A 19,462-nucleotide genomic window follows, 5' to 3' on the forward strand; every position below is an offset into this window, starting at 1 on the left:
AAAGTCCACAGGAGAGGGTGCCGGATGCGGTGGCCGAAAGGGCTGGACGGGCTCTGCTACGGCGGTGACCACAACCCCGAACAGTGGCCGCCGGAGGTCTGGACGGAGGACGTGGCGCTGATGCGCCGGGCCCGGGTCAACCTGGTCACCGTCGGCGTCTTCGCCTGGTCCCGGCTCGAACCACAACCCGGCCGGTACGACTTCGACTGGCTGGACCGGGTCCTCGACCTGCTGCACGCCGGCGGCATCCGGGTGGCGCTGGCCACCCCCACCGCCTCCCCGCCGCCGTGGTTCTCCCTGCGCCACCCGGACGCGCTGCCGGTCACCGCCGACGGCGTACGGCTGCAGCACGGCAGCCGGGACACCTACTGCGTCAGCGCCCCGGCGTACCGCAGGGCGGCGGGGGAGATCACCGCCGCGCTGGCCGCCCGGTACGCCGACCACCCGGCGCTGGCACTCTGGCACGTGCACAACGAGTACGGCACCACCTGCCACTGCGACCACGCCACCGAGGCGTTCCGCCGCTGGCTGCGGACCCGGTACGGCGGACTCGACGCACTGAACGACGCCTGGACGACCAGCTTCTGGAGCCAGCACTACTCCGACTGGGCGCAGATCCGTACCCCGGTCGCCACCCGGTACCTCGGCAACCCGGCCCAGCTGCTGGACTTCCGCCGGTTCGGCTCCGACGAACTGCTCGGCGCGTACCTCGCCCAGCGGGACCTGCTCCGGGCCGCCACCCCGGACGTACCGGTGACCACCAATTTTGTACTCGGGGGCTGGGTGCCGGTCGACCACGCCCGCTGGTCGACCGAGCTGGACCTGGTGGCGATCGACCACTACCCGACCGAGGCCGGACCGGGCGCGGAGGAGCAGACCGCGTTCGCCGCCGACCTGGCCCGGGGCTGGGCCCGGCACAGCCCTGGCGGTCCGGGCTGGCTGCTGATGGAGACCGCGCCGAACCTGATCCTGACCCCCGGCCGGATGCACGGCAAGGAACCCGGGCGGCTGCTCCGGCACAGCCTGTCGTACGTCGCCCGGGGCTCCCGGGGCGCGATGTTCTTCCAGTGGCGGGCCTCCCGGGGCGGCGCCGAACTGTTCCACTCCGCGCTGCTGCCGCACGCCGGCCCGCGCAGCCGGGGATTCCGGGAGACGGTCGAACTGGGCGAAACCCTGGACCGGCTCGCCGAGGTGGACGTCGGTACGGTGTCGACGTCGGTCGCGGTCGTCCGGGACGCCGGCTCGTGGTGGGCGCTGCAGGCCAGTGTGCTGCCGTCGGCGGAGGTCGACCACGCAGACGAGGTCGCGGCGGTCTACCGGGCGCTGTGGCGGGCCGGTCTCGGCTGCGACGTGGTCGAGCCGGGCGACGACCTCTCCGGGTACGCCCTGGTGGTGCTGCCGATGCTCTACCTCGTCGACGACGGGTACGCCGCCCGGCTGCGGGACTACCTGGCCAGTGGCGGTCACCTGCTGGTCAGCTACCTCAGCGGCGTCGCCGACGAGTACGGCCGGATCCGGCTCGGCGGTCACCCGGGCGCGTTGCGGGACCTGCTCGGCATCCGGGTCGACGAGTTCCAGCCGCTCGACCCGGCGACCCGGCTGTCCCTGTCGGACGGCGGCACGGGTCGACTCTGGTCCGAGCCGGTCGAGTTGGCCGGGGCGACGGCGGTGACCACGTACACCGACGGGCGGCTGGCCGGGGGACCGGCGGTGACCCGGCACGCGTACGGCGCCGGCGTCGCCTGGTACGTCTCGACCCGGCTGGACGACGACACGTACCGGCGGCTGGCGGCCGACGTCGCCCGGGCGGCCGGGGTGACGCCGACCTGTCCGGTGGCGCCGGACGGGGTGGAGGCGGTCCGGCGTCGGTCCGCCGACGGGCGGAGCTGGCTCTTCCTGCTCAACCACACCGACACCGCCCAGACCCTGCCGGTCGCGGGCCTCGACCTGCTCACCGGCGGGTACGTCGACCCGGTGACCCTGCCCGCCGGCGGCTGCGCGGTGCTCCGGCAGTCGTGACGCGCTGTCCGGCCCGCCGGTCGTCCGCTCGCCGGGACCAGGGCCTGGCGGACCGGATGTAGCGTCTACGTCGGGAGGCTGATGTGAGACTGCGCCGCGATGTCACTCCGCCGTACGAGCCGGCGCTGTCCGCAGAGTGGACGGCCGCTCTCGACGACCGGCCGGAGGTGGAGCGGGCGCTGATCCGGGCGGTCCTGACCGCGCACCGGCTCGTCAGCCCCGACCCACCACCCCCGCCGCATGAGGTCCCTGCGGCGGACCGGCTCTACCAGTTGCACCAGATTCGTCCGCACACCATCGTCGACTCCGTCGCGGGCCTTCGCGCCGCCGAGCTGCGGGACCTGGTCCAACCCGAGTACGTCTACCTGTTCTCGACCATGGCTTCGTCCGAACCCCGCCAGCAGGACGTCGCCGACCATTTCGGTAAGGCGGCCGAGGCGGCTGCCGGCCGCGACCGTGCGTTCCGGCCGTGGAGGCCGGTCGCGTCGCTGCTCAGGGCCGCACACTATGCCCGGGGTGGCCGGTTCGTCGAGGCGACGGCTGCGGTCGACACGGCGCTCGGCCAACTGGCCGGCTCCCGTCGCATCGACCGGGCGATTCGGGAGGGTGTCCGGCTCGCGGCCGAGGCTGCCCGCCCCGCGCTGCGCGCGGCGGTCGATGGGCAGGCGCTGCCCGAGCGCCGGCGGGCCGAGATCGACGACACCTCGTACGAGCTCGACCTGGAGGGGCGCCGGAGGTACGCCCGGGACGACTTCGACGCGGCATGTCGGTACTTCGACCGTGCGCTGGAGGTGGTCGACGAGTGGTACGTGGCGATGCCCGGGGACGCCCGGGCGATCCGTGCCCTCGCCATGACCACCGGCAACCGGTTGATGTGCCTGATCGAAATGTCGAGGTTTGTCGACGCGGCCGCCGACGGCGGATCCGCGCTGGAACTGTTCGACCTGCTCTGCTCCGAGGAGGCGTCCGCGCCGCCGACACCGTTCGCGGCGGACGCGGCGGACGCCCAGGTGCGGTTCGCGGTGGCCCTGGCGGGCACGGTGGCCGACTTCGGCGACCGGTTCACCGGACCCGAACCGTTGGAGGTGGTCCGGCGGCACGCCCTCGCCGGAGTCGAGGCGATTCGGCGGATCGGTGGGCGGGACGCGGACGAGCGGCTCGGCCGGGCCCTGGCGCTGTCCGCGCGGGCGTTCCGGCTGCTCGATGTCGCCGTCGCCGTCGACGGTGAGCCGGACCCGGCGGTCGAGGCGGCGGCGTTGGCGGTCGAGGCGGCGGCGCTCGAGTTCTACCGGAGTCGGGACAACCGGCTCGACCTGCCCGAGCGCCGAAACTTCGCCCAGACCGCGTTCACCCACGCGGTCGCCCAGCTCAATGAGGACGACGAGGCGGCCCGGGACGCCGGCGCCGACTTCCTGCGCCAAGCCGCGCAACTGCTCCGGGTCGGCCTTCCGGTCCATCCCGGCGCGGACCAGGGACAGCGCATCGAGGAACTCGGCTATGTCGAGTACATCATCGGCCGGAGCAAGCTCCAGCTCGGGGATCGTTCGTTCGGCCAGCACATCGTCAACGCCCAGTACATCCTGGACCAGCACCCCGGCCCGCTGTCCGGGCCGATGCCCGCGATCAAGGCGGAGATCGACGAGTTCGTGGCCGCCCGGCGGCGGGAGGGCGCGGCAGGCTTCGGATAGCCAGCGCGCTCCCGGACGTGGGCCGCGCCGGGTCGCCATCGTTCCGCCCCGCGTGGTAAATAGATGGTCGAGTCGGTTCGGGAAGCATCACTCCTTTCCGAGTGCCCTGTGAGGGTCGGCGGCCGCACCGCCCACCCGAGCGTCCCACCTCGTGACCCACCGGCTTGTCGCCTGGCCGGCGGTGTGCCCTGCCCGGCCCCGGGTAGCGCGCTGGAGATGGTTCCAGCGCCCGGGGAGCGGGAGTAAGGGTTCCCGCCCACCATTCCGATTCCTTCTGCTGATGCTGAGGTGGACGATGGCGCACAAGCCTTTCATCCGTACGCTGCGCGCACAGTGGCTCGGCCAGCGGCTCCGGGAGCTGCGCGAGGAGCGCGGCATGACCCTGGAGACGGTGGCCGAGCACCTGAACCGGGACCGGTCGGCGCTCGGCCGCTACGAGCGGGCCGAGTGGCCGATCCAACGCAACGACGTCTACGCCCTGCTGGACCTCTACGGTTTTCACCGGGCCCAGGAGCGGCAGCAACTGCTCAGTCTCGCCGAGGAGGTGTGGCGGACCGACCGCTGGGACGAGGACTACGGCGACGTGGTCGACGCCTCCTTCATCGACTTCCCGTGGTTGGAGTCCCGGGCCGCACGGATCTCCTCCTACAACCCGCTGCTGCTACCGGGGCTGTTCCAGACCCGTGCCTACGCGGAAGCGGTGATCAGGAGCGTCGAGGAGCCGGACGCGCCGGACGACCTGGTCGCCCGCTGGATCGACCTCCGGATGCAGCGGCAGCGGGTCTTCGAGGGCCGGCGGGACATCTCCGTCTCCACCGTCGTCGAGGAGGCCGCGCTGCGCCGACCGGTGGGGGGGTCGCGCGGTGATGGCGGCGCAGTTGCGGCACCTGGCCGAGGTCGCCCGGCGGTCCAACGTGGAAATCCGGGTACTCCCCACCGGTCTCGGTACGCATTCCGCGCTGAACGGCCCGTTCGTGCTGTTCACCATGCCCCGGCCCTACCCCGAGGTCGCCTACATCGAGAACCTCGGCGGCCGGCTCTATCTCGAGGCGCCGAAGTCCGAGCGGTTCCGCCGTGCGTACGATCGACTGCGGAAGGTCGCCCTCGACCCGCACGAGTCGGTGAAACTGGTCGCGACGATCGCGGAGGAGTTGTGATGAGCGAGACCCTGCCGGCGGTGGCCTGGCACATCAGCACCTACAGCAGTGATGCCGGAGGGAGCTGCGTCGAGGCGGGACCGCTGGTCGACGGCTCGGGCCGGGTGGCGTTGCGGCACAGCAAGGCTCCGGACGGTGGGACCATCGTCTACACCCGGGCCGAGTGGGACGCCTTTGTCGCCGGCGTGAAGGCCGGCGAGTTCGACTTCCCCGCCCCGGCCTGAGCCGCTCCGCCGTCCCGGTTCCCGGCCGGTCGGAAACGTGACCCGGCGGGGCTGAGCCGGCCAGGCCGGGGGCACCGTCGCCATCGTGGATGTGCCAGGATCTCGTGCCATGACCTACCCCTATGGCCCCGGTATCCCCTCGGCGCCGGTCGCGTACCCGCAACCGGTGGCCCTGCCGGCCGGCTTCGGCGCGCTCGTCGTGACGGTCAACCGGGGGCCGTACCTGATTCCGGTGCCGACGGTGGCGAAGCTGCAGATCGACGGTCGACACGTCCCGATCAGCGGTGAGGGCACCTGGCACATCCCGCTGCCGGCCGGGCCGCACGAGGTCAGGTACACCGACTTCATCGGCATCCCGATGGTGACGACCCGCGCGGTGGTGGTCCCGCCGGGTGCTGCGAGCGTCCTGGACTTCCGGTTCGGGGTGTGGCGCAACCGGGTCCACGACGGTCAGGGCACCGACATCACGAAGTTCGGCATGTGGTCGAACTACCTGGTCGGGATCGTCACGTTCGTTGCGGTCCTCGTGCTCTGCTGCGGCGGCGTCGCGCTGCTCGGCGGGCTCGGCGCCCTGAACAACCCCTGACCGGCGCGCGTCCGGTCGGCCTCGCTGCTGCTGCCAGCCCGCTGGCCAGTGAGATCGTCGGGGCGTGGTCGGGTCGGTGTGCCCACGTTCCCGACGCGTCCGTACCAATGGCGCCCGGATGCGGCTCTACGACCGCAGCTCGTACTGCGGCTTGACAATCGAACAACATCGATTAGCGTTGGTGCTTGCGCGGTGGACCGGACAGTCGGCGGCAACGGCACTCCTCGTTTCGCCGCATTGCCGTGGCCCGACTTCGGGAGGAATCGCAGTCCCATGAGACTGAAGAGCAGCCTTCTCGGTGTCGCCACGGCGGCCGTAATGCTGGCCGCCGTCAGCGCGCCGGCCACCGTGTCGGCCAGCACGGCGTTGCCCAGCACGGCTCTGCCGCCCAGCACGGCTCTGCCGCCCAGCACGGCTCTGCCGCCCAGCACGGCTCTGCCGCCCAGCACGGCTCTGCCGCCCAGCACGGCTCTGCCGCCCAGCGGCGCCCCGTCGGCCAGCACCGCTGTGCCGACCAGTTCGCCGCCGACCGGGGCCGCCTGCAACGTCCGTTATTCGGCCTACACCTGGGACACCTACCTCACGAGCAGCATCACCATCACCAACACCGGCGCGACCACGATCACCGCCTGGCTGCTGGAGTTCCCGCTGCCTGCCGGACAGCAGATCACCACCGGCTGGAACGCGGTGTATTCGCCGCTCAGCGGCGAGGTCACCGCCCGTGGCCTGGACGACCACGTCATCATCGGGCCGGGCGCCGCGATCGCCATCGGGTTCGTGGCCACCCACACCGGTGGCACCGGCAGCCCGTCCTCGTTCACCCTCAACGGGACGCCCTGCACGCTCGGCTGAGCTGCGGGCAGGCAGGGGCACCCGCCGCCAGGGTCAATGTGTCAAGATCCTGTGCCATGACCGACCCCGGCCAGCCCGCGAAACCCGCCGCGTACCCGCATCCGGTGGCGCTGCCGACGGGCGCCGGCGCCCTGGTTGTCACCGTCAACCGGGGGCCGTACATGGTCCCGGTGCCGAAGACGGCGAAGCTGCGCGTCGACGGCCGACACGTGCCGATCCCGGGCGCGGGCACCTGGCACATCCCGGTCCCGGCCGGGCCGCACCAGATCAAGTTCACCGACTTCATCGGTGTGCCGCTGGTGACGACAAGTGTGGTGGTCCAGCCGGGTGCCGCGACCATCCTGGACTTCCGGTTCGGGGTGTGGCGCAACCGGGTGCACGACGGGCAGGGCGCCGACGTGACGAGGTTCGGCATGTGGTCGAACCACCTGGTATCGATCATCGAGGTCGCAGTGGTGTTGGCCGTCTGCTGCGGCTGCAGCGTGCTGGCGGTGTGGACCCGCTAGAAGTAGTCGATCGCTTCGCCGGCGGCGACCACTCGTATGGCGGCAAGGAGAGTCGGCTGCGGTGGTGTCCTTGAGAAGGAAACCGCTCGCACCCGCGCGTAGCGCGCCGTAGACGTACTCGTCGACGTCGAAGGTGGTGAGGATCAGCACCCGGGTGCTGCTGGTCTGGGCGCAGATCCGCTTGACGGCGCGGGCCTGGCCGCCGTCACCCAGGGGGTCAGCAGGAGCTGGCGCCCTTTCACGGCACCCATTGATCAGTCCAGACTGGAGAGGCGCCCGTCCCGCATCTGCACGGCACGGTCGCAGCGGGCGGCGATGCCGGCGTCGTGGGTGGCGATGACGAGGGTGGTGCCCGGCTCGTCGCGCAGGCCGAGCAGCAGGTCGACGATGGCCGTGCCGGTGTGGCTGTCGAGGTTGCCGGTGGGTTCGTCAGCCAGCAGCAACGCCGGTCGGTTGACGAGGGCGCGGGCGATGGCCACCCGCTGTTGTTGACCACCGGACAGCCGCGACGGCAGGGCGGAGGCCCGGTCGGCGAGCCCGACCATCGCCAGCAGTTCACGTGCGCGGGCGGCCTTGTCGAATTCGGTGTGGAACGGGATCAGCGGTGCCATGACGTTGTCCAGGGCGGTGAGCGTGGGCAGCAGGTGGAACCGTTGGAACACGAATCCGACGCTCCGTCGGTACGCCGCCAACGCACGGCCCGACAGGTCGGTCACCCGTTGGCCAGCGACGTCGATGCTCCCACTGTCGGCTTTTTCGATCGCCCCGACGAGGTGCAGGAGTGTGGACTTGCCGGAGCCGCTCGGCCCGGTCAACGCGACCGCGGTGCCGGCGGTGAGGGTCAGACTGACGTCGTTGACGGCCACCAGCGGCGCGCCGGCGGGCAGTGGAAAACTCTTCCGTACGCCGTCGAGGCTGACCAACGGGGGCGGCGCGGTGGCCGTGACCGGCGCCGGGGGTGAGGTCCGTTCCATCAGGTCTGCGCTCCTTGTCCGTCACCCGTCGGCGAGTACCTGGGCGGTGGGCAGCCGACGGAGCATGACGATCGGCACCACCACCGACACGGCGGCTACCGCGATGCCGGAGACCAGGGCGGCCACGGCACACCAGACGATCGGTGCGGTGACCCCACCGGCGAAGGCCGCCGCCGCACCGAGGCCGGCAGCGGCGCCGAGCGTACCGCCCAGGGCACCCATGCCGATCGCCTCGAGGACGACCAGCCGGTTGAGCACGCCGTCGGTCCAGCCGACGGCGCGGAGCAGGGCGAGCTCGGCGGCGCGTTCGGAGATGTTGAGGTAGAGCACGTCGGCGACGGAGACGACGCCCAGCACGATCGTGACCGCCACCGCGAGATAGTCGACGGTGCGGGCCTGGAGGGTGACGGCGTCACCGAGCAGGGTGCCGGTGACCGCCCCATGGAAGGCGATCGTGATCGCCAGCAGCATGGTCAGTGCCGCGACCCCGATCATCAGGCTCGTCGCGCCGAGCACCGTGCGGCCGGGGGTGCGGGCCAGGTTGGCGAGGGCGAGGGTGACCACCCGGTGCGGTGCCCGCAGGCGCACGGCGGCGCCGGACACGGCCGGGCGGACGGTCTCACCGGGGTCGGGGCGGGCGGCACGCCAGATCGGCCAGCCGCCGGCGACCAGGGCGATGGCCACGGCCGCGGGAACGGCGAGCAGGGTGTGGCTCCAGGCGATGCGCAGGCCGAAGGCGGAGGCGAAGGCCAGGGCGAGCAGGGTGCCGACCACGCCGGCGGCGAGGCCGACTCCGGCGATCTCGGTGAACATCAGTCGGGCCAGGTGTCGCCGGCTCCAGCCCAGGCAGGCGAGGATGCCGAACTCGGTGCGTCTGGCCCGGATGGCGGCCGTGTTGGCGTTGAGCACCGCCAGCGCGCACACCGCCAGCACCAGGATCGACAGCAGGACGCTCTTGCGGTCGGCGGCGCGGACGAGGACGGCCGCGACGCCCTTCTGCACCCACGGCTCGGCCACGGCGAGATCGGGTCGCCCGTAGTCACCGGCGGGGTAGTGCACGGTGACCGGGGTGGGCGACGAGCCCAGCGTGATGTCGACCTGCAGGCCGGTACGGTGGGCGATCTCCTCCGCGATCACCCGTACCCGCTCCCGGGAGACCGCGTCGATGCCGACCTCGCCGGCCAGCCGGACCCGCACCACGCTGATCGGTGCGGCGGTGTTCAGTTGGTACTCGGGGTAGGCCGGTTCGGTGGTGTAGGCGCCGGGGTCGAAGATGGCCGGCAGGGCCGCGATCGAGGTGAGCAGCAGCGGTGGTTGGCTGAGCAGACCGGTGACGTTCGCGTTCGGCGCGAGTCGCCGGCCGCCCAACGCCCGCCGGGACGCCTCGTCGGCACCGTCGGCGCCCGGGTTGAAATAGGTGTCCATGGGCACCGCCGACAACGCGCCGCCGAGCGAGACCTCGGCCGGGTCGAAGGTGCCCACCGCGCCCAGCGCGACGTCAGGCATCTGGACCTCGCCAGCCTGGACGACGTACCCGCGGGCGGTGTTGCGATGCACGGCGACGCCGCCCCGCACGCTGGTGTCGGCGAACTCCATCGGGACGTGCCGGGACGATCCCCCGTCGTCGGCTCCCTGGCCCCAGATCCTCAGGTCGTACGGTGCGGGCCGGGCCCGCAACCCGTCCGCCTCCGGCACGGTGTCCGTCGCTCCGACGGTCCAGAAGGAGTGGAGCCACATGGTGTTCGTCGTGGCCGTGTCGTATTCGATGCCCAGCTCGCCGGGGTGCAGCATCCGGTCGACCATGTCCTGGTACGGGTCGTCGACCGGTGTCGACCACCGCGCCACGGGGGTGCCGGGCTCGGTGCCCAGGGCGGCGCGTAGCCGCTGGTCGTCGGCGGAGGTCCGGACCAACTCGACCGCGCCGGGGTCCAGCCGCTCGACGTCGACCTGGAGCGTCCCGTCGACCTGCGGTCGGTCGGCGATCAGGACCGGCAGCACCGAGTACGGGTACGGCATCCCGTCCAGGCGGTGGGTGGTCGGCGCCTCCGCCGGGGTGAAGTACCGCCCCGAGGTGACGGCCTGGTCGAGCCCCGCCAGCGCGGCCTCCGAGTCGGGGTCGACCGCGGCCATCAGGAACGGCACCGTCCACACGAGGGTGACGGCCGGGCGCGTCGGCTTGCCCTCCCGGTCCGTCGAACCCGGTCCGCCGACGCACGTCAACGACGACCGGGCCCGGGGATCCGTCGGTTGGAGCCCGTCCCGCTCGCCGATGAACGGGACCACGGGGCAGATCTCCACCCGCTTTCCGTCGGCGTCGATCTCCTCCGGCGGCGGCAGCCCCCCGCCACTGTCGAGTTCGCTGTTCGGCACCACGTCCACCCGGTTGCGGGTGACGTAGAGATACGCCGGCCCGTCCGGGATCCGACTCAACCCCGCGTCCGTCACCCAGGTCGGCTGCACCCGCAGCACCTGACGCTCCGCGGTCGGGTCCAGTTCGTCCGAGAGGTCGATCGTCACGGGTACGGTCCGCATCACGTATCCGATGACGGCGACCGGCGCCGCGACGGAAACACCGCGTACCGCCTGGATTTCCCGCCACTGCGCGACGGAGATTCCGCCGCGCATTCCCGCCAACTGACCCGACTGCACCAGATTGCGTTGCCGCTCCAGCGGCAGCACCGCCTCGCCGGGGCGCACCAGGAGGTCGTACACGGGGCGGTAGTTGGCGGCGATCGTGCCGACGGCGTCCAGACGGGAGGTCACCGCGGTTCCGGTGAGCAGGGTGAATCCCGCCACCGCCACGGCGATCATCGACAACAACGCCAACGAGCGACGCGCCCGTACCCGCCACTGCGAAACGACCATGCCCAGCAACTAGCTCACCGTCCGTCCGCGACCAGCACCGGTTCGGGCCCGACATGCTGCCGCCGGCCGGATGGGGCCCGGCCGGCGGCGCTGGACCGGCGATCAGCAGCAACCGACGCGGTAGCTCACGTTCGGCGCGTCGCAGTAGTCGGCCGTGTTGGCGTAGCAGCGGACCTGGCCCGCCACCACCTTGTTGTAGTAGTAGTAGCAGAACGGGCCACCGCACCCGACATAGGCGCGGGTGCAGACGTTGCACGCGGAGGCCTTGGCCTTGGGCAGCAGAGCGGCCAGCAGTTTGTCGCCCAGTCTGTTGATGATGACCATCTGCGCGTTCTCCTTCGTGTCGTCGTCCGACGATGTGGCGGTGCGTCAACGATGTCATCGCTCGCTTACGTGTCACTAACGCCGCGCTAACGCCGGACGCTCGCGCGAATCGTGCTGACCAGCCGGCGGATCCGTTGGCCGGGTACGATGCCGAGACCTGCGGCGAGAAGGTCGCACAGCTCGTCATGGGCCGCCAGGGCCGACGCGATGTCGCCCCGCCCCATGTGTGCTTCGATGAGATGTTCCCAGGCTCGCTCGCGGTAGGGGCACTGGCGTACCAGGGGCTCCATCGCGTCGATGACGGCGTTGTGGTCCCCGAGTACGAGCCGCGCCTCGGCGAGGTCCTCCATCGCCCGCCACCGCCGCTCGTCGAGCGCGGAGGCTTCGACCGTCAGTCCGGCGGACGTGACGTCGACGCAGGCGGTTCCCCGCCACAGCCGCAGCGCCGCGTCGAGTACGGCAGCCCGCTGTTCGGCCTCGTCCGGGAGGCGTGTGTTGGCGCCCCGGCGGGTCAACTCGTCGAAGCGTGCGAGATCGGTCGACGCGAGGTGTGGGCACAGCAGGTAACCCGGTGGACGGGTCTGCAGCACGTTCACGGCGTCCGGGCCACCGAGCCGCACCAGGCTCTGCCGCAGAGCCGAGACATGCCCCTGCAGCTTGGTGGTTGCCGTCCTCGGCGGGCTACCGTCCCAGATGACGGCGACGAGATGGTGGACGCTGACCACGGTGCCCAGATTCAACGCGAGCGCCACCAGCAGTGCTCGTCTTCCGGAGCTGCCGATCGGCATCGGCCGCCCCCGGACATTCACCTCGAGCGGGCCCAGCAACGACACCTGTAAGAGCGTGTTAGCGTTCACAGCGCTACCTCTGGTGCACGAGCGTCGTCATAACCGGATGCCTGGAGGCGAAACAACTCGGCATAGCGGCCCCCCGATGCGATCAGCTCGTCGTGGCTGCCCTGCTCGAGAATGCGACCGCCGGACAGCACCGCAATGCTGGTGGCCCCGCGGACGGTATTGAGGCGGTGGGAGATGAGCAGGCTGGTGCGGGTACGGCGCAACGACACCAGCCGCCGGCTGATCTCGTACTCGGTCGCCACGTCGAGCCCCGAGGACGGCTCGTCGAGGATCAGCAGGTCGGTGCCTTCCCGCAGGACGGCCCGGGCAAGCGCCAGACGCTGCCACTGGCCGCCGGACAGCACCACGCCGGCATCGGCCGTGTCACCGTCCCTGAAGGCCCGCGTCAGCATCGTGTCATAGCCGCGGGGGAGGCCGGACAACACCGAGTCCAGGTCGGCGGTGACCGCCGCCGCGCGGATGCGTGAACGGTCGTCGCGCGCGCTGATGTCTCCGATCGCGATGTTGTCGTGGGCGGACAGCTCATAGGTCATGAAGTCCTGGAACGTCGCCCCGATGCGGGCACGCAGGGATGCCGGGTCGAGGGTGGTGATGTCGACGCCGTCCCATCGGATGACGCCCCGGCTCGGGGTGTGGAAGCCGCAGAGCAGCTTCACCACCGTGGACTTGCCGGCGCCGTTGTCGCCGACCATCGCGAGAGAGGAACCGCGGGGAATTCGTAAGGTCAGACCGCGCAACACCCAGTCGTGGTCGGGCGCGTAGCGGAACCACACGTCGTCGAACTCCAGGCCCTGCGCGAGCGGCGGCGCGGGAGGTAGTGGCCCGGTCTTGCGCACCTCACGGGTCACCGCCGTGATGTCGACGTAGTGGCCGAACATGATGAACGTCTCGCCGAGCATCGCTATCTGGCGGACCAGACCCGAGGCGGACATCTGGAGCGCGGCCAGTGCCGCGATCACGAGCACCAGGTCGCCGACGGTGCCGCGCCCGTCCGCGACGCGCACAACGAAGACCGTCAGCGCCACCAGCGACACGAGGCCGGTCAGCGCCGCCAGCACGCTGTCCACCCACAGTGCCAGACGGTCCTGGTGACGCTCCTGCGCCTGGGCCGCCCGCAGTTCGTCGAGGAGCCGGCCCTGGAAGAACGCGCCGAGTCCGAACAGCCGGATCTCCTTCGCCGCCCGCATGTCGAGCAGCAGTGCGGCGTAGAAGGCCTGCCTGCGGATCATCGGCACGGTGCGTTCCAGCATCGCCCCCCGCATCCGCGCCAGCCGGATCTGGGCGAGAAGTGTGGGTACGGCGGCCAGCAGCACCAGTGCGCCCACCAGAGGAGACCAGCGCACCAGCGTGACACCGAAGGCGACCACGGTGATCGTCTCCTGGCCGACGGCCAGGACCAGACTGTTGAGTTGGGTCGGTGCGAAGCGACTCGCCTCGTGGGCGAGCCGCAGCCGGTCATGGAACGAGCTGTCCTCCAACTCCTTCAGACCCGGATGCGCCGACACCGCGGCGAACAACTCCTGCTGCGTGCGAATCGTCACCCGGCGTTCCGCATCCCGCTGGGCGTACTGGGAGACGTGCAGGATGACCGGCGACACGATCGCCAGCAGGCCGAAACCGGCGACGCCGAACCAGAGCTTGGCACTGTCGTCGGCGGACAGTCCGTCGATGAGCGCACGGGTGGACCAGGCGGTGGCCACCGCCGCCAGACCGCCCACCACCATGACGACCATGCTGATGGCGGCGGCCAGGGGCGCGGCGCCGAAATAGATCCCGAACGCGCGGCCCAGCAACCATGCCGATCGCCTCATTGGCTGTTCAATACCTCGCCCAGGTCGTGGCCGCGTGCCGACAGCCGTCCGTCGGCCCCGAACATCACGAACGACGGGGTGCCCTGCACCTGGAAGGTCGCCATGAGCGTGCTCGGGCTGTCCTCGGTGACGACGAGGCCGGCCTTTCCCAGGGTCGGAGCGAGTTCGTCGGTCTGGCCCTCGCCCGTGGTGAGGACGCTGACCACCCGGACGCCCGTGGTGGCGAGCTCCTCTGCGCGGTCGGCCAACTGTTCCGCCTGGGCCGGGCAGTGCCGACAGCTGGACGAGAAGAACCCGACCAGAACCGGGTTGCCCGCGACATCGGCGCGGGAGACCTGACCGTCGGGCGACGCGAACTCCGGCAGGGCGGCGCCGATCGGCAGCCCCGACGCGGGTGGCGTCGTCATCTCGAGGAGTTTCGCCTCCGTCTCGCGCAGACGCCTGATGATCGCGGCGCTCAGCACGAGGTCGACGAGGACGAGTGCCGCCAGTGCGGCAACAACGACGGAGAGAAGTAGCACCGGTTCTCCTTGGCTCAGTGCCGGGGCGCACAACGGCGGGCAGTCGGGAGTTCCGCGGTCAGCGCGCGTGGGTCGGCCCCCGCAGGAGCCATACCAGATCGTCGAGCCAGACCAGCGCGGCAACCACGAGTCCCGCCGCGACGCACGCCAACACAAGCTGCGGTGGATCGAGCCTGCTGAGCGATGTCGCCGGTTGGGCGATGGTGCCGACGAGAGCGCCGAACGAGACAGCCGAGAGGAACCCGCTGCGGATGACGTGTCGCCGGGAGACGGGCGCGCCCGTCGGCCCGAAACAGTGGCAGCCGACGGTGGCTCCCCGCCGGATGGCCAGCGCCAGCACGAGGGCGAACGCGCCGAACAGCAACACGGCGGCAGCCAGGCCCACGCTCGCCCCGCCCGGCCAGAAGAGCAACGCCAGCACCAACATCTCGGCCGCGATCGAGGCGGCGGCCGCGGGCCGGGACCAGGGTGGGGGTAACACCCGTAGACCGGTGATCGCGTCAGCGAACGCGGCGAAAGCCGATCGTGTGCGCACCTTGCCGACAACAGATATCGCCAGTGCGCCGGAGGTGGTCAGTATTGCCGCGACTACCACAGCGCTCACGACTTTCCCCCATGTCCCACATGTCAGTCGGTGCCCGTGTCGACTGTCTGGGCATCCTGGACGTTAGCGTTAACATCCAAGGCAGTCAACGGGTCGATCTCATGGGTCACGCAAAGGTCATTGAAGGACGGGTATGGCCGACAGGGCTGTGTTTCTGCTTGCCGTGGTGATCGGAGCCGCCGTGGTCGCGGCGATTGTGGTGGGTGGGGTGGTCGCGGCACGCCGACAATTCATGATCATTAAGGTGGTGGGTGACAGTATGCGTCCCGGCCTGGCCCCCGGCGACCGGCTCCTGGTCCGTCGAACACGTCGACTCCGGGTGGGGAACATCGTGATCGCACACCATCAGGAGGGCGGGCGCCGGACCGTCCCGACCGGATCCGCCGCGTCGGCATGGCTCGTCAAGCGGCTGGCGGCGCTGCCGGGCGACACCGTCCCGGAACCGGTGGTCCACGCCGTCGGCGGTCGCTTCCGACACGTGCCCGCCGGCATGACGGTACTACTCGGTGAGCATCCGGAGAGCCTCGACTCGCGCCGCTGGGGATTCGTCCCACTGGAGGACATCGAAGGCGTGGCGGTCTGGCGGCTGGGGCCCGACGACAGGTAGTCACCGCAGGTGCCGCGTACGGCAACCACAGGCAGGGCCCTGCCGCGTCAGAAGTAGTCGATCGCCTCGGCGCGCGGTCCGGAGCCGAGCAGGTCGAGCGGGCCCGGGTCGGCACCGCCGCCGGCACGGAGCAGACCGGCCTCGGCGACCGCGTACGCGTCGGCCGCACCCGTGTAGAGCAGGGCGAACCCGCGTACGTCGAGGGAGAGGGCCGGCTCGTCCGGGATCCGGTGCAGGTGTGCCTCGCCACCGTCGACCTCCAGCCGCCAGAAGCCGGAGTTCCACGGCGCGTCGGCGTCGGTCAGCGCGAAGTCGACCCGGCCGCGTACGCCGGTCCGCCAGCCCCGGTCGGCGACCGCCCGGGTCACGTCGACCGGCCGGTGCATCCAGATCCGCTCCTCGCGCACCCGGACGTGCTCCAGTGGCAACTGGGCGGCGACCGCGTCGTGCGCCAGCGGCCAGAGCCGCACGGTCGGGGTGACGCTGCGCCAGCCGGCCAGGAAACCGACCAGTTCCCGGGCCGCCGCCGCGGTGGTGGCGAAGACGTCCTCCACGGTGAACACGGCGTGCCGGTCGTAGCCCGGGCCCCGCGCCCAGGCCGCGTACCCAACCAGTTGGCCGTCCTGTTCGACCAGGGTGAGTCCGTCGATCCCGTTCGGCAGCCCGGTCGACGGCTCCGGGGCGTAGACGTCCTTGCGGGTGAGCAGGCCGCCGCGGTGCCGGGCGACCCGCTCGTAGAGGTCGGCAACCGCCGGCAGGTCGGCGGCCCCGCCGGCCCGTACGGTCAGCTCCGGAGCCGGCCGGTGTGCCGGTAGCGCGATTGTGGGCAGTTCGACGGCGCGCTGTGCGCCGGCCACCTCCCAGCCACAGCTGCGGTACGGGCCGGTGACCGTCGGGTAGAGGGCACTGATCGCCGCACCCCGTTCCCGGGCGTCGGCGAGCAGGGTCCGCAGCAGGGCCCGGGCGACCCCGCGCCCGCGTGCCTCGGCGGCCACCGCCACCCCGGCGACGTCGGCGGCGGTCACCCGCCGGCCCGCCCACCACTGTTCGTGGTGCAGGTCGACGGCCTTGCCGAGCAGCCGGCCGGCGGAGTCGAACGCGCCGTACCGGGTCAGCCCGACCAGTGGGGTTAGCGCGCTGGGTGCCGGGGTCGGGGCGGAGCCGAAGGCCAGACGGCCGAGTTGCCAGGCCGCCTCGAGTTCGCCGACCTCGAGCGGACGGACCTGGATCATGATCGGAGCCACCGGCCGAGCCTAGTCAGGCGCCGGTCTGACCAGCCACCGGATAACCCCGGACGCCGGATACTGAAACCTTTAAATCAACCCGCTCCGATGTTGTGTTTGGGAAAGCGCTTGTCCTAGCATTTTCGTCACAAGGGAGCCACCCCCGTCCCCGGTAACCGTTGAACTGTTCCAGTCACGGTCGCCGCCTGCGGTACGCGCCATCCGGTCGAGGGCAGGACCGGTGCGGCCCGTCGGCCGGCCCGACCGGCCAGGCGTCGTCACCGCAGCCCCGCCTCGTCACGGAGGAACCGTCATGCGCACGTCGCGACAACGCACCACCCTGCTCGCCGCCGGCACTGTCGGCACCCTCGCCGCCAGTGTCGCCCTCGGCGCGGTGGTCGCCTCGGCCGCTGCCGCCGGCTGCCGGGTCGACTACCAGGTCACGAACCAGTGGCAGGGCGGCTTCGGCGCCAGCGTCAACCTCACCAACCTCGGCGACCCGGTCACCAGCTGGACGGTGACCTGGTCGTACCCGGCCGGGCAGCAGGTCACCCAGGCCTGGAACGCCACCGTCACCCAGTCCGGCACCCAGGTCACCGCCGCCAACGTCGGCTACAACGGCACGCTCGGCACCAACACCAGCGTCGGATTCGGCTTCAACGGCTCGTGGACCGGCAGCAACCCGGTGCCGAGCGGTTTCGCGATGAACGGCACCACCTGCACCGGCACGATCGCCCCGACCACCGGCGGGTCGACCGTACCGCCCCCGGCCACCACCCCGCCCGCGACCACCCCGCCGCCGACCACCCCACCGGTCACCACGCCGCCACCGAACCCGCCGGCCGGCGCGAAACAGGTCGAGGAGCTGGACCGGGGACTGGTCAGCGTCCGCTCCGGCAACGGAAACCTGGTCTCCTGGCGACTGCTCGGCACCGAAACCTCGGGAGTGGCGTTCAACCTCTACCGGGGCTCGACCCGGGTCAACCCGAGCCCGATCACCGGGGCCACCAACTATCTCGACTCCGGCGCGGCGGCCGGTGCCGCGTACACCGTCCGGGCGGTGGTGAACGGGACGGAACAGGCCGCCTCGGCACCCGCGCTGCAGTTCGGTTCGGGCTATCTCGACGTACCGCTGCAGATCCCGGCCGGCGGCACCACCCCCTCCGGCGAGGCGTACACCTACTCGGCCAACGACGCCTCCGTCGGTGACCTGGACGGCGACGGCCGGTACGAGATCGTCCTCAAGTGGGACCCGTCCAACGCCAAGGACAACTCGCAGTCCGGCTACACCGGCAACGTCTACGTCGACGCGTACACCCTGACCGGCACCCGGCTGTGGCGGATCGACCTGGGCCGCAACATCCGGGCCGGCGCGCACTACACCCAGTTCCAGGTCTACGACTACGACGGCGACGGGGACGCCGAGGTGGCGATGAAGACCGCCGACGGCAGCCGCTCCGGCACCGGTCAGGTGATCGGCAACGCCTCGGCGGACCACCGCAACTCGTCCGGGTACGTGCTGGCCGGGCCCGAGTTCCTGACCATGTTCGACGGCCGGACCGGCGCCGCCCTCTCCACCGTCGACTACCTGCCGGCCCGGGGCACCGTCTCCTCCTGGGGTGACAACTACGGCAACCGGGTCGACCGGTTCCTCGCCGGTACGGCGTACCTGGACGGCCAGCGGCCCTCGCTGATCATGGCCCGGGGCTACTACACCCGGTCCGTCATCGTCGCCTGGGACTTCCGCAACGGCAGCCTGACCCGGCGCTGGACGTTCGACTCCAACTCGGCCGGCTCCCAGTACGCCGGCCAGGGCAACCACGCGCTGACCGTCGGCGACGTGGACGCCGACGGCCGCGACGAGATCGTGTACGGCGCGATGACCGTCGACGACAACGGCGCGCCGCTGTGGAACACCGGACACGGGCACGGCGACGCGGCGCACCTCGGCGACCTCGACCCGGCCCGGGCCGGGCTGGAGTACTTCAAGGTCAGCGAGGACTCCTCGAAGCCGTCGTCCTGGTTCGCCAACGCCCGTACCGGACAGGTCTACTGGTCCACCGGCCCGGCCGGGGACAACGGCCGGGGCGTGGCCGGCGACGTCCACGCCGGCAGCCCGGGCGCCGAGGCATGGTCGTCGGCGGCCGACGGACTACGCAGCCCCTCCGGCACGAACGTCGGCCGCAAGCCGTCGTCGGCGAACTTCCTGATCTGGTGGGACGGCGATCCGGTCCGCGAGCTGCTCGACCAGACCCGGATCGACAAGTACGGCACGAGTGGTGACACCCGACTGCTCACCGGCAGCGGGGTGGCGTCGAACAACGGCACCAAGGCCACCCCGGCGCTCTCGGCCGACCTCCTCGGTGACTGGCGCGAGGAGGTGGTCTGGCGGACCAGCGACAACCGGGCGTTGCGGATCTACAGCACGCCGAACCCGACGGACGTCCGGATCCACACCCTGATGCACGACCCGATGTACCGGGTGGCGATCGCCTGGCAGAACACCGCCTACAACCAGCCGCCGCACCCGAGCTTCTTCATCGGCAACGGCATGTCCGCCCCGCCGACCCCGGCGGTCTACCTCCGCTGAGGCGGATCCGGAAGAATCTCCGGAACGCCGGTGCGTCGCGGTGCCAGGTAGGGC

16 protein-coding genes and 2 pseudogenes are annotated in these 19,462 nt (G+C 71.3%); 9 read left to right on the forward strand and 9 right to left on the reverse strand.

Features of this window, described 5'->3' with window-relative positions; genetic code table 11:
* Nucleotides 1-24: 24 nt before the first annotated feature.
* The 7 genes and pseudogenes from ABGB05_RS24580 to ABGB05_RS24610 all read left to right on the forward strand — a co-directional run bounded on the left by ABGB05_RS24580 (nucleotide 25) and on the right by ABGB05_RS24610 (nucleotide 7,032).
* Nucleotides 25-2,019, forward strand: a complete 1,995-nt coding sequence (locus ABGB05_RS24580; protein ID WP_347655861.1) for a beta-galactosidase — start codon at nucleotides 25-27, stop codon at nucleotides 2,017-2,019.
* A gap of 83 nt (nucleotides 2,020-2,102) precedes the next feature.
* Nucleotides 2,103-3,707: a hypothetical protein gene (locus ABGB05_RS24585; RefSeq protein ID WP_347655863.1), complete on the forward strand. Its 1,605-nt coding sequence runs from the start codon at nucleotides 2,103-2,105 to the stop codon at nucleotides 3,705-3,707.
* A 295-nt stretch (nucleotides 3,708-4,002) separates the two neighbouring features.
* Nucleotides 4,003-4,864 (forward strand): annotated as a pseudogene (locus ABGB05_RS24590) (helix-turn-helix transcriptional regulator).
* Entirely contained in the window at nucleotides 4,864-5,088 is a 225-nt protein-coding gene (locus ABGB05_RS24595) for a DUF397 domain-containing protein (RefSeq protein WP_347655864.1), read from the forward strand. Before ABGB05_RS24590 ends, ABGB05_RS24595 begins: the two are co-directional and overlap by 1 nt.
* Before the next feature lie 109 nt (nucleotides 5,089-5,197).
* Nucleotides 5,198-5,674 (forward strand): hypothetical protein, encoded by a 477-nt coding sequence (locus ABGB05_RS24600; RefSeq protein ID WP_347655866.1) that lies wholly within the window; start codon nucleotides 5,198-5,200, stop codon nucleotides 5,672-5,674.
* Nucleotides 5,675-5,947: 273 nt separating this feature from the next.
* A complete protein-coding gene (locus ABGB05_RS24605; RefSeq protein WP_347655867.1) occupies nucleotides 5,948-6,526 on the forward strand; it encodes a cellulose binding domain-containing protein in 579 nt (192 codons plus the stop codon).
* Nucleotides 6,527-6,582: 56 nt separating this feature from the next.
* The gene (locus tag ABGB05_RS24610; RefSeq protein WP_347655869.1) at nucleotides 6,583-7,032 is read left to right on the forward strand and encodes a hypothetical protein; all 450 of its coding nucleotides are present in this window, start codon (nucleotides 6,583-6,585) and stop codon (nucleotides 7,030-7,032) included.
* 8 nt (nucleotides 7,033-7,040) lie between these two features.
* Here ABGB05_RS24610 and ABGB05_RS24615 read toward each other — a convergent pair.
* From ABGB05_RS24615 to ABGB05_RS24650, 8 genes and pseudogenes are all read right to left on the reverse strand, one after another.
* A pseudogene (locus ABGB05_RS24615) lies at nucleotides 7,041-7,221 on the reverse strand (response regulator); the annotation flags it as partial.
* A 65-nt stretch (nucleotides 7,222-7,286) separates the two neighbouring features.
* A complete protein-coding gene (locus ABGB05_RS24620) occupies nucleotides 7,287-8,006 on the reverse strand; it encodes an ABC transporter ATP-binding protein (RefSeq protein WP_347655870.1) in 720 nt (239 codons plus the stop codon).
* Nucleotides 8,007-8,027: 21 nt separating this feature from the next.
* The gene (locus ABGB05_RS24625; RefSeq protein WP_347655872.1) at nucleotides 8,028-10,871 is read right to left on the reverse strand and encodes an ABC transporter permease; all 2,844 of its coding nucleotides are present in this window, start codon (nucleotides 10,869-10,871) and stop codon (nucleotides 8,028-8,030) included.
* 102 nt (nucleotides 10,872-10,973) lie between these two features.
* Entirely contained in the window at nucleotides 10,974-11,195 is a 222-nt protein-coding gene (locus ABGB05_RS24630) for a hypothetical protein (protein ID WP_347655874.1), read from the reverse strand.
* An 86-nt stretch (nucleotides 11,196-11,281) separates the two neighbouring features.
* Complete coding sequence (locus ABGB05_RS24635; RefSeq protein WP_347655875.1) at nucleotides 11,282-12,028, reverse strand: AfsR/SARP family transcriptional regulator; 747 nt, start codon at nucleotides 12,026-12,028, stop codon at nucleotides 11,282-11,284.
* A 20-nt stretch (nucleotides 12,029-12,048) separates the two neighbouring features.
* Nucleotides 12,049-13,863 (reverse strand): ABC transporter ATP-binding protein, encoded by a 1,815-nt coding sequence (locus ABGB05_RS24640; RefSeq protein WP_347655876.1) that lies wholly within the window; start codon nucleotides 13,861-13,863, stop codon nucleotides 12,049-12,051.
* Nucleotides 13,860-14,384, reverse strand: a complete 525-nt coding sequence (locus tag ABGB05_RS24645; RefSeq protein ID WP_347655878.1) for a TlpA disulfide reductase family protein — start codon at nucleotides 14,382-14,384, stop codon at nucleotides 13,860-13,862. The genes ABGB05_RS24640 and ABGB05_RS24645 overlap by 4 nt, the downstream gene beginning before the upstream one ends.
* Nucleotides 14,385-14,442: 58 nt before the next feature.
* A complete protein-coding gene (locus ABGB05_RS24650; protein ID WP_347655879.1) occupies nucleotides 14,443-14,988 on the reverse strand; it encodes a MauE/DoxX family redox-associated membrane protein in 546 nt (181 codons plus the stop codon).
* A gap of 133 nt (nucleotides 14,989-15,121) precedes the next feature.
* Between ABGB05_RS24650 and ABGB05_RS24655 the strand changes: the two genes are divergently transcribed.
* Nucleotides 15,122-15,595, forward strand: a complete 474-nt coding sequence (locus ABGB05_RS24655; protein WP_347655881.1) for a S26 family signal peptidase — start codon at nucleotides 15,122-15,124, stop codon at nucleotides 15,593-15,595.
* Between the two features lie 47 nt (nucleotides 15,596-15,642).
* On the opposite strand, the gene ABGB05_RS24660 is transcribed toward ABGB05_RS24655, so the two are convergent.
* Nucleotides 15,643-16,824: a GNAT family N-acetyltransferase gene (locus tag ABGB05_RS24660; RefSeq protein ID WP_347655883.1), complete on the reverse strand. Its 1,182-nt coding sequence runs from the start codon at nucleotides 16,822-16,824 to the stop codon at nucleotides 15,643-15,645.
* 307 nt (nucleotides 16,825-17,131) lie between these two features.
* On the opposite strand from ABGB05_RS24660, the gene ABGB05_RS24665 reads away from it, so the two are divergent.
* Entirely contained in the window at nucleotides 17,132-19,408 is a 2,277-nt protein-coding gene (locus ABGB05_RS24665) for a cellulose binding domain-containing protein (protein WP_347655882.1), read from the forward strand.
* Nucleotides 19,409-19,462: the final 54 nt, after the last annotated feature.

Origin of the sequence: Plantactinospora sp. B5E13 (assembly GCF_039871775.1) — a bacterium.
Classification (GTDB): domain Bacteria; phylum Actinomycetota; class Actinomycetes; order Mycobacteriales; family Micromonosporaceae; genus Plantactinospora.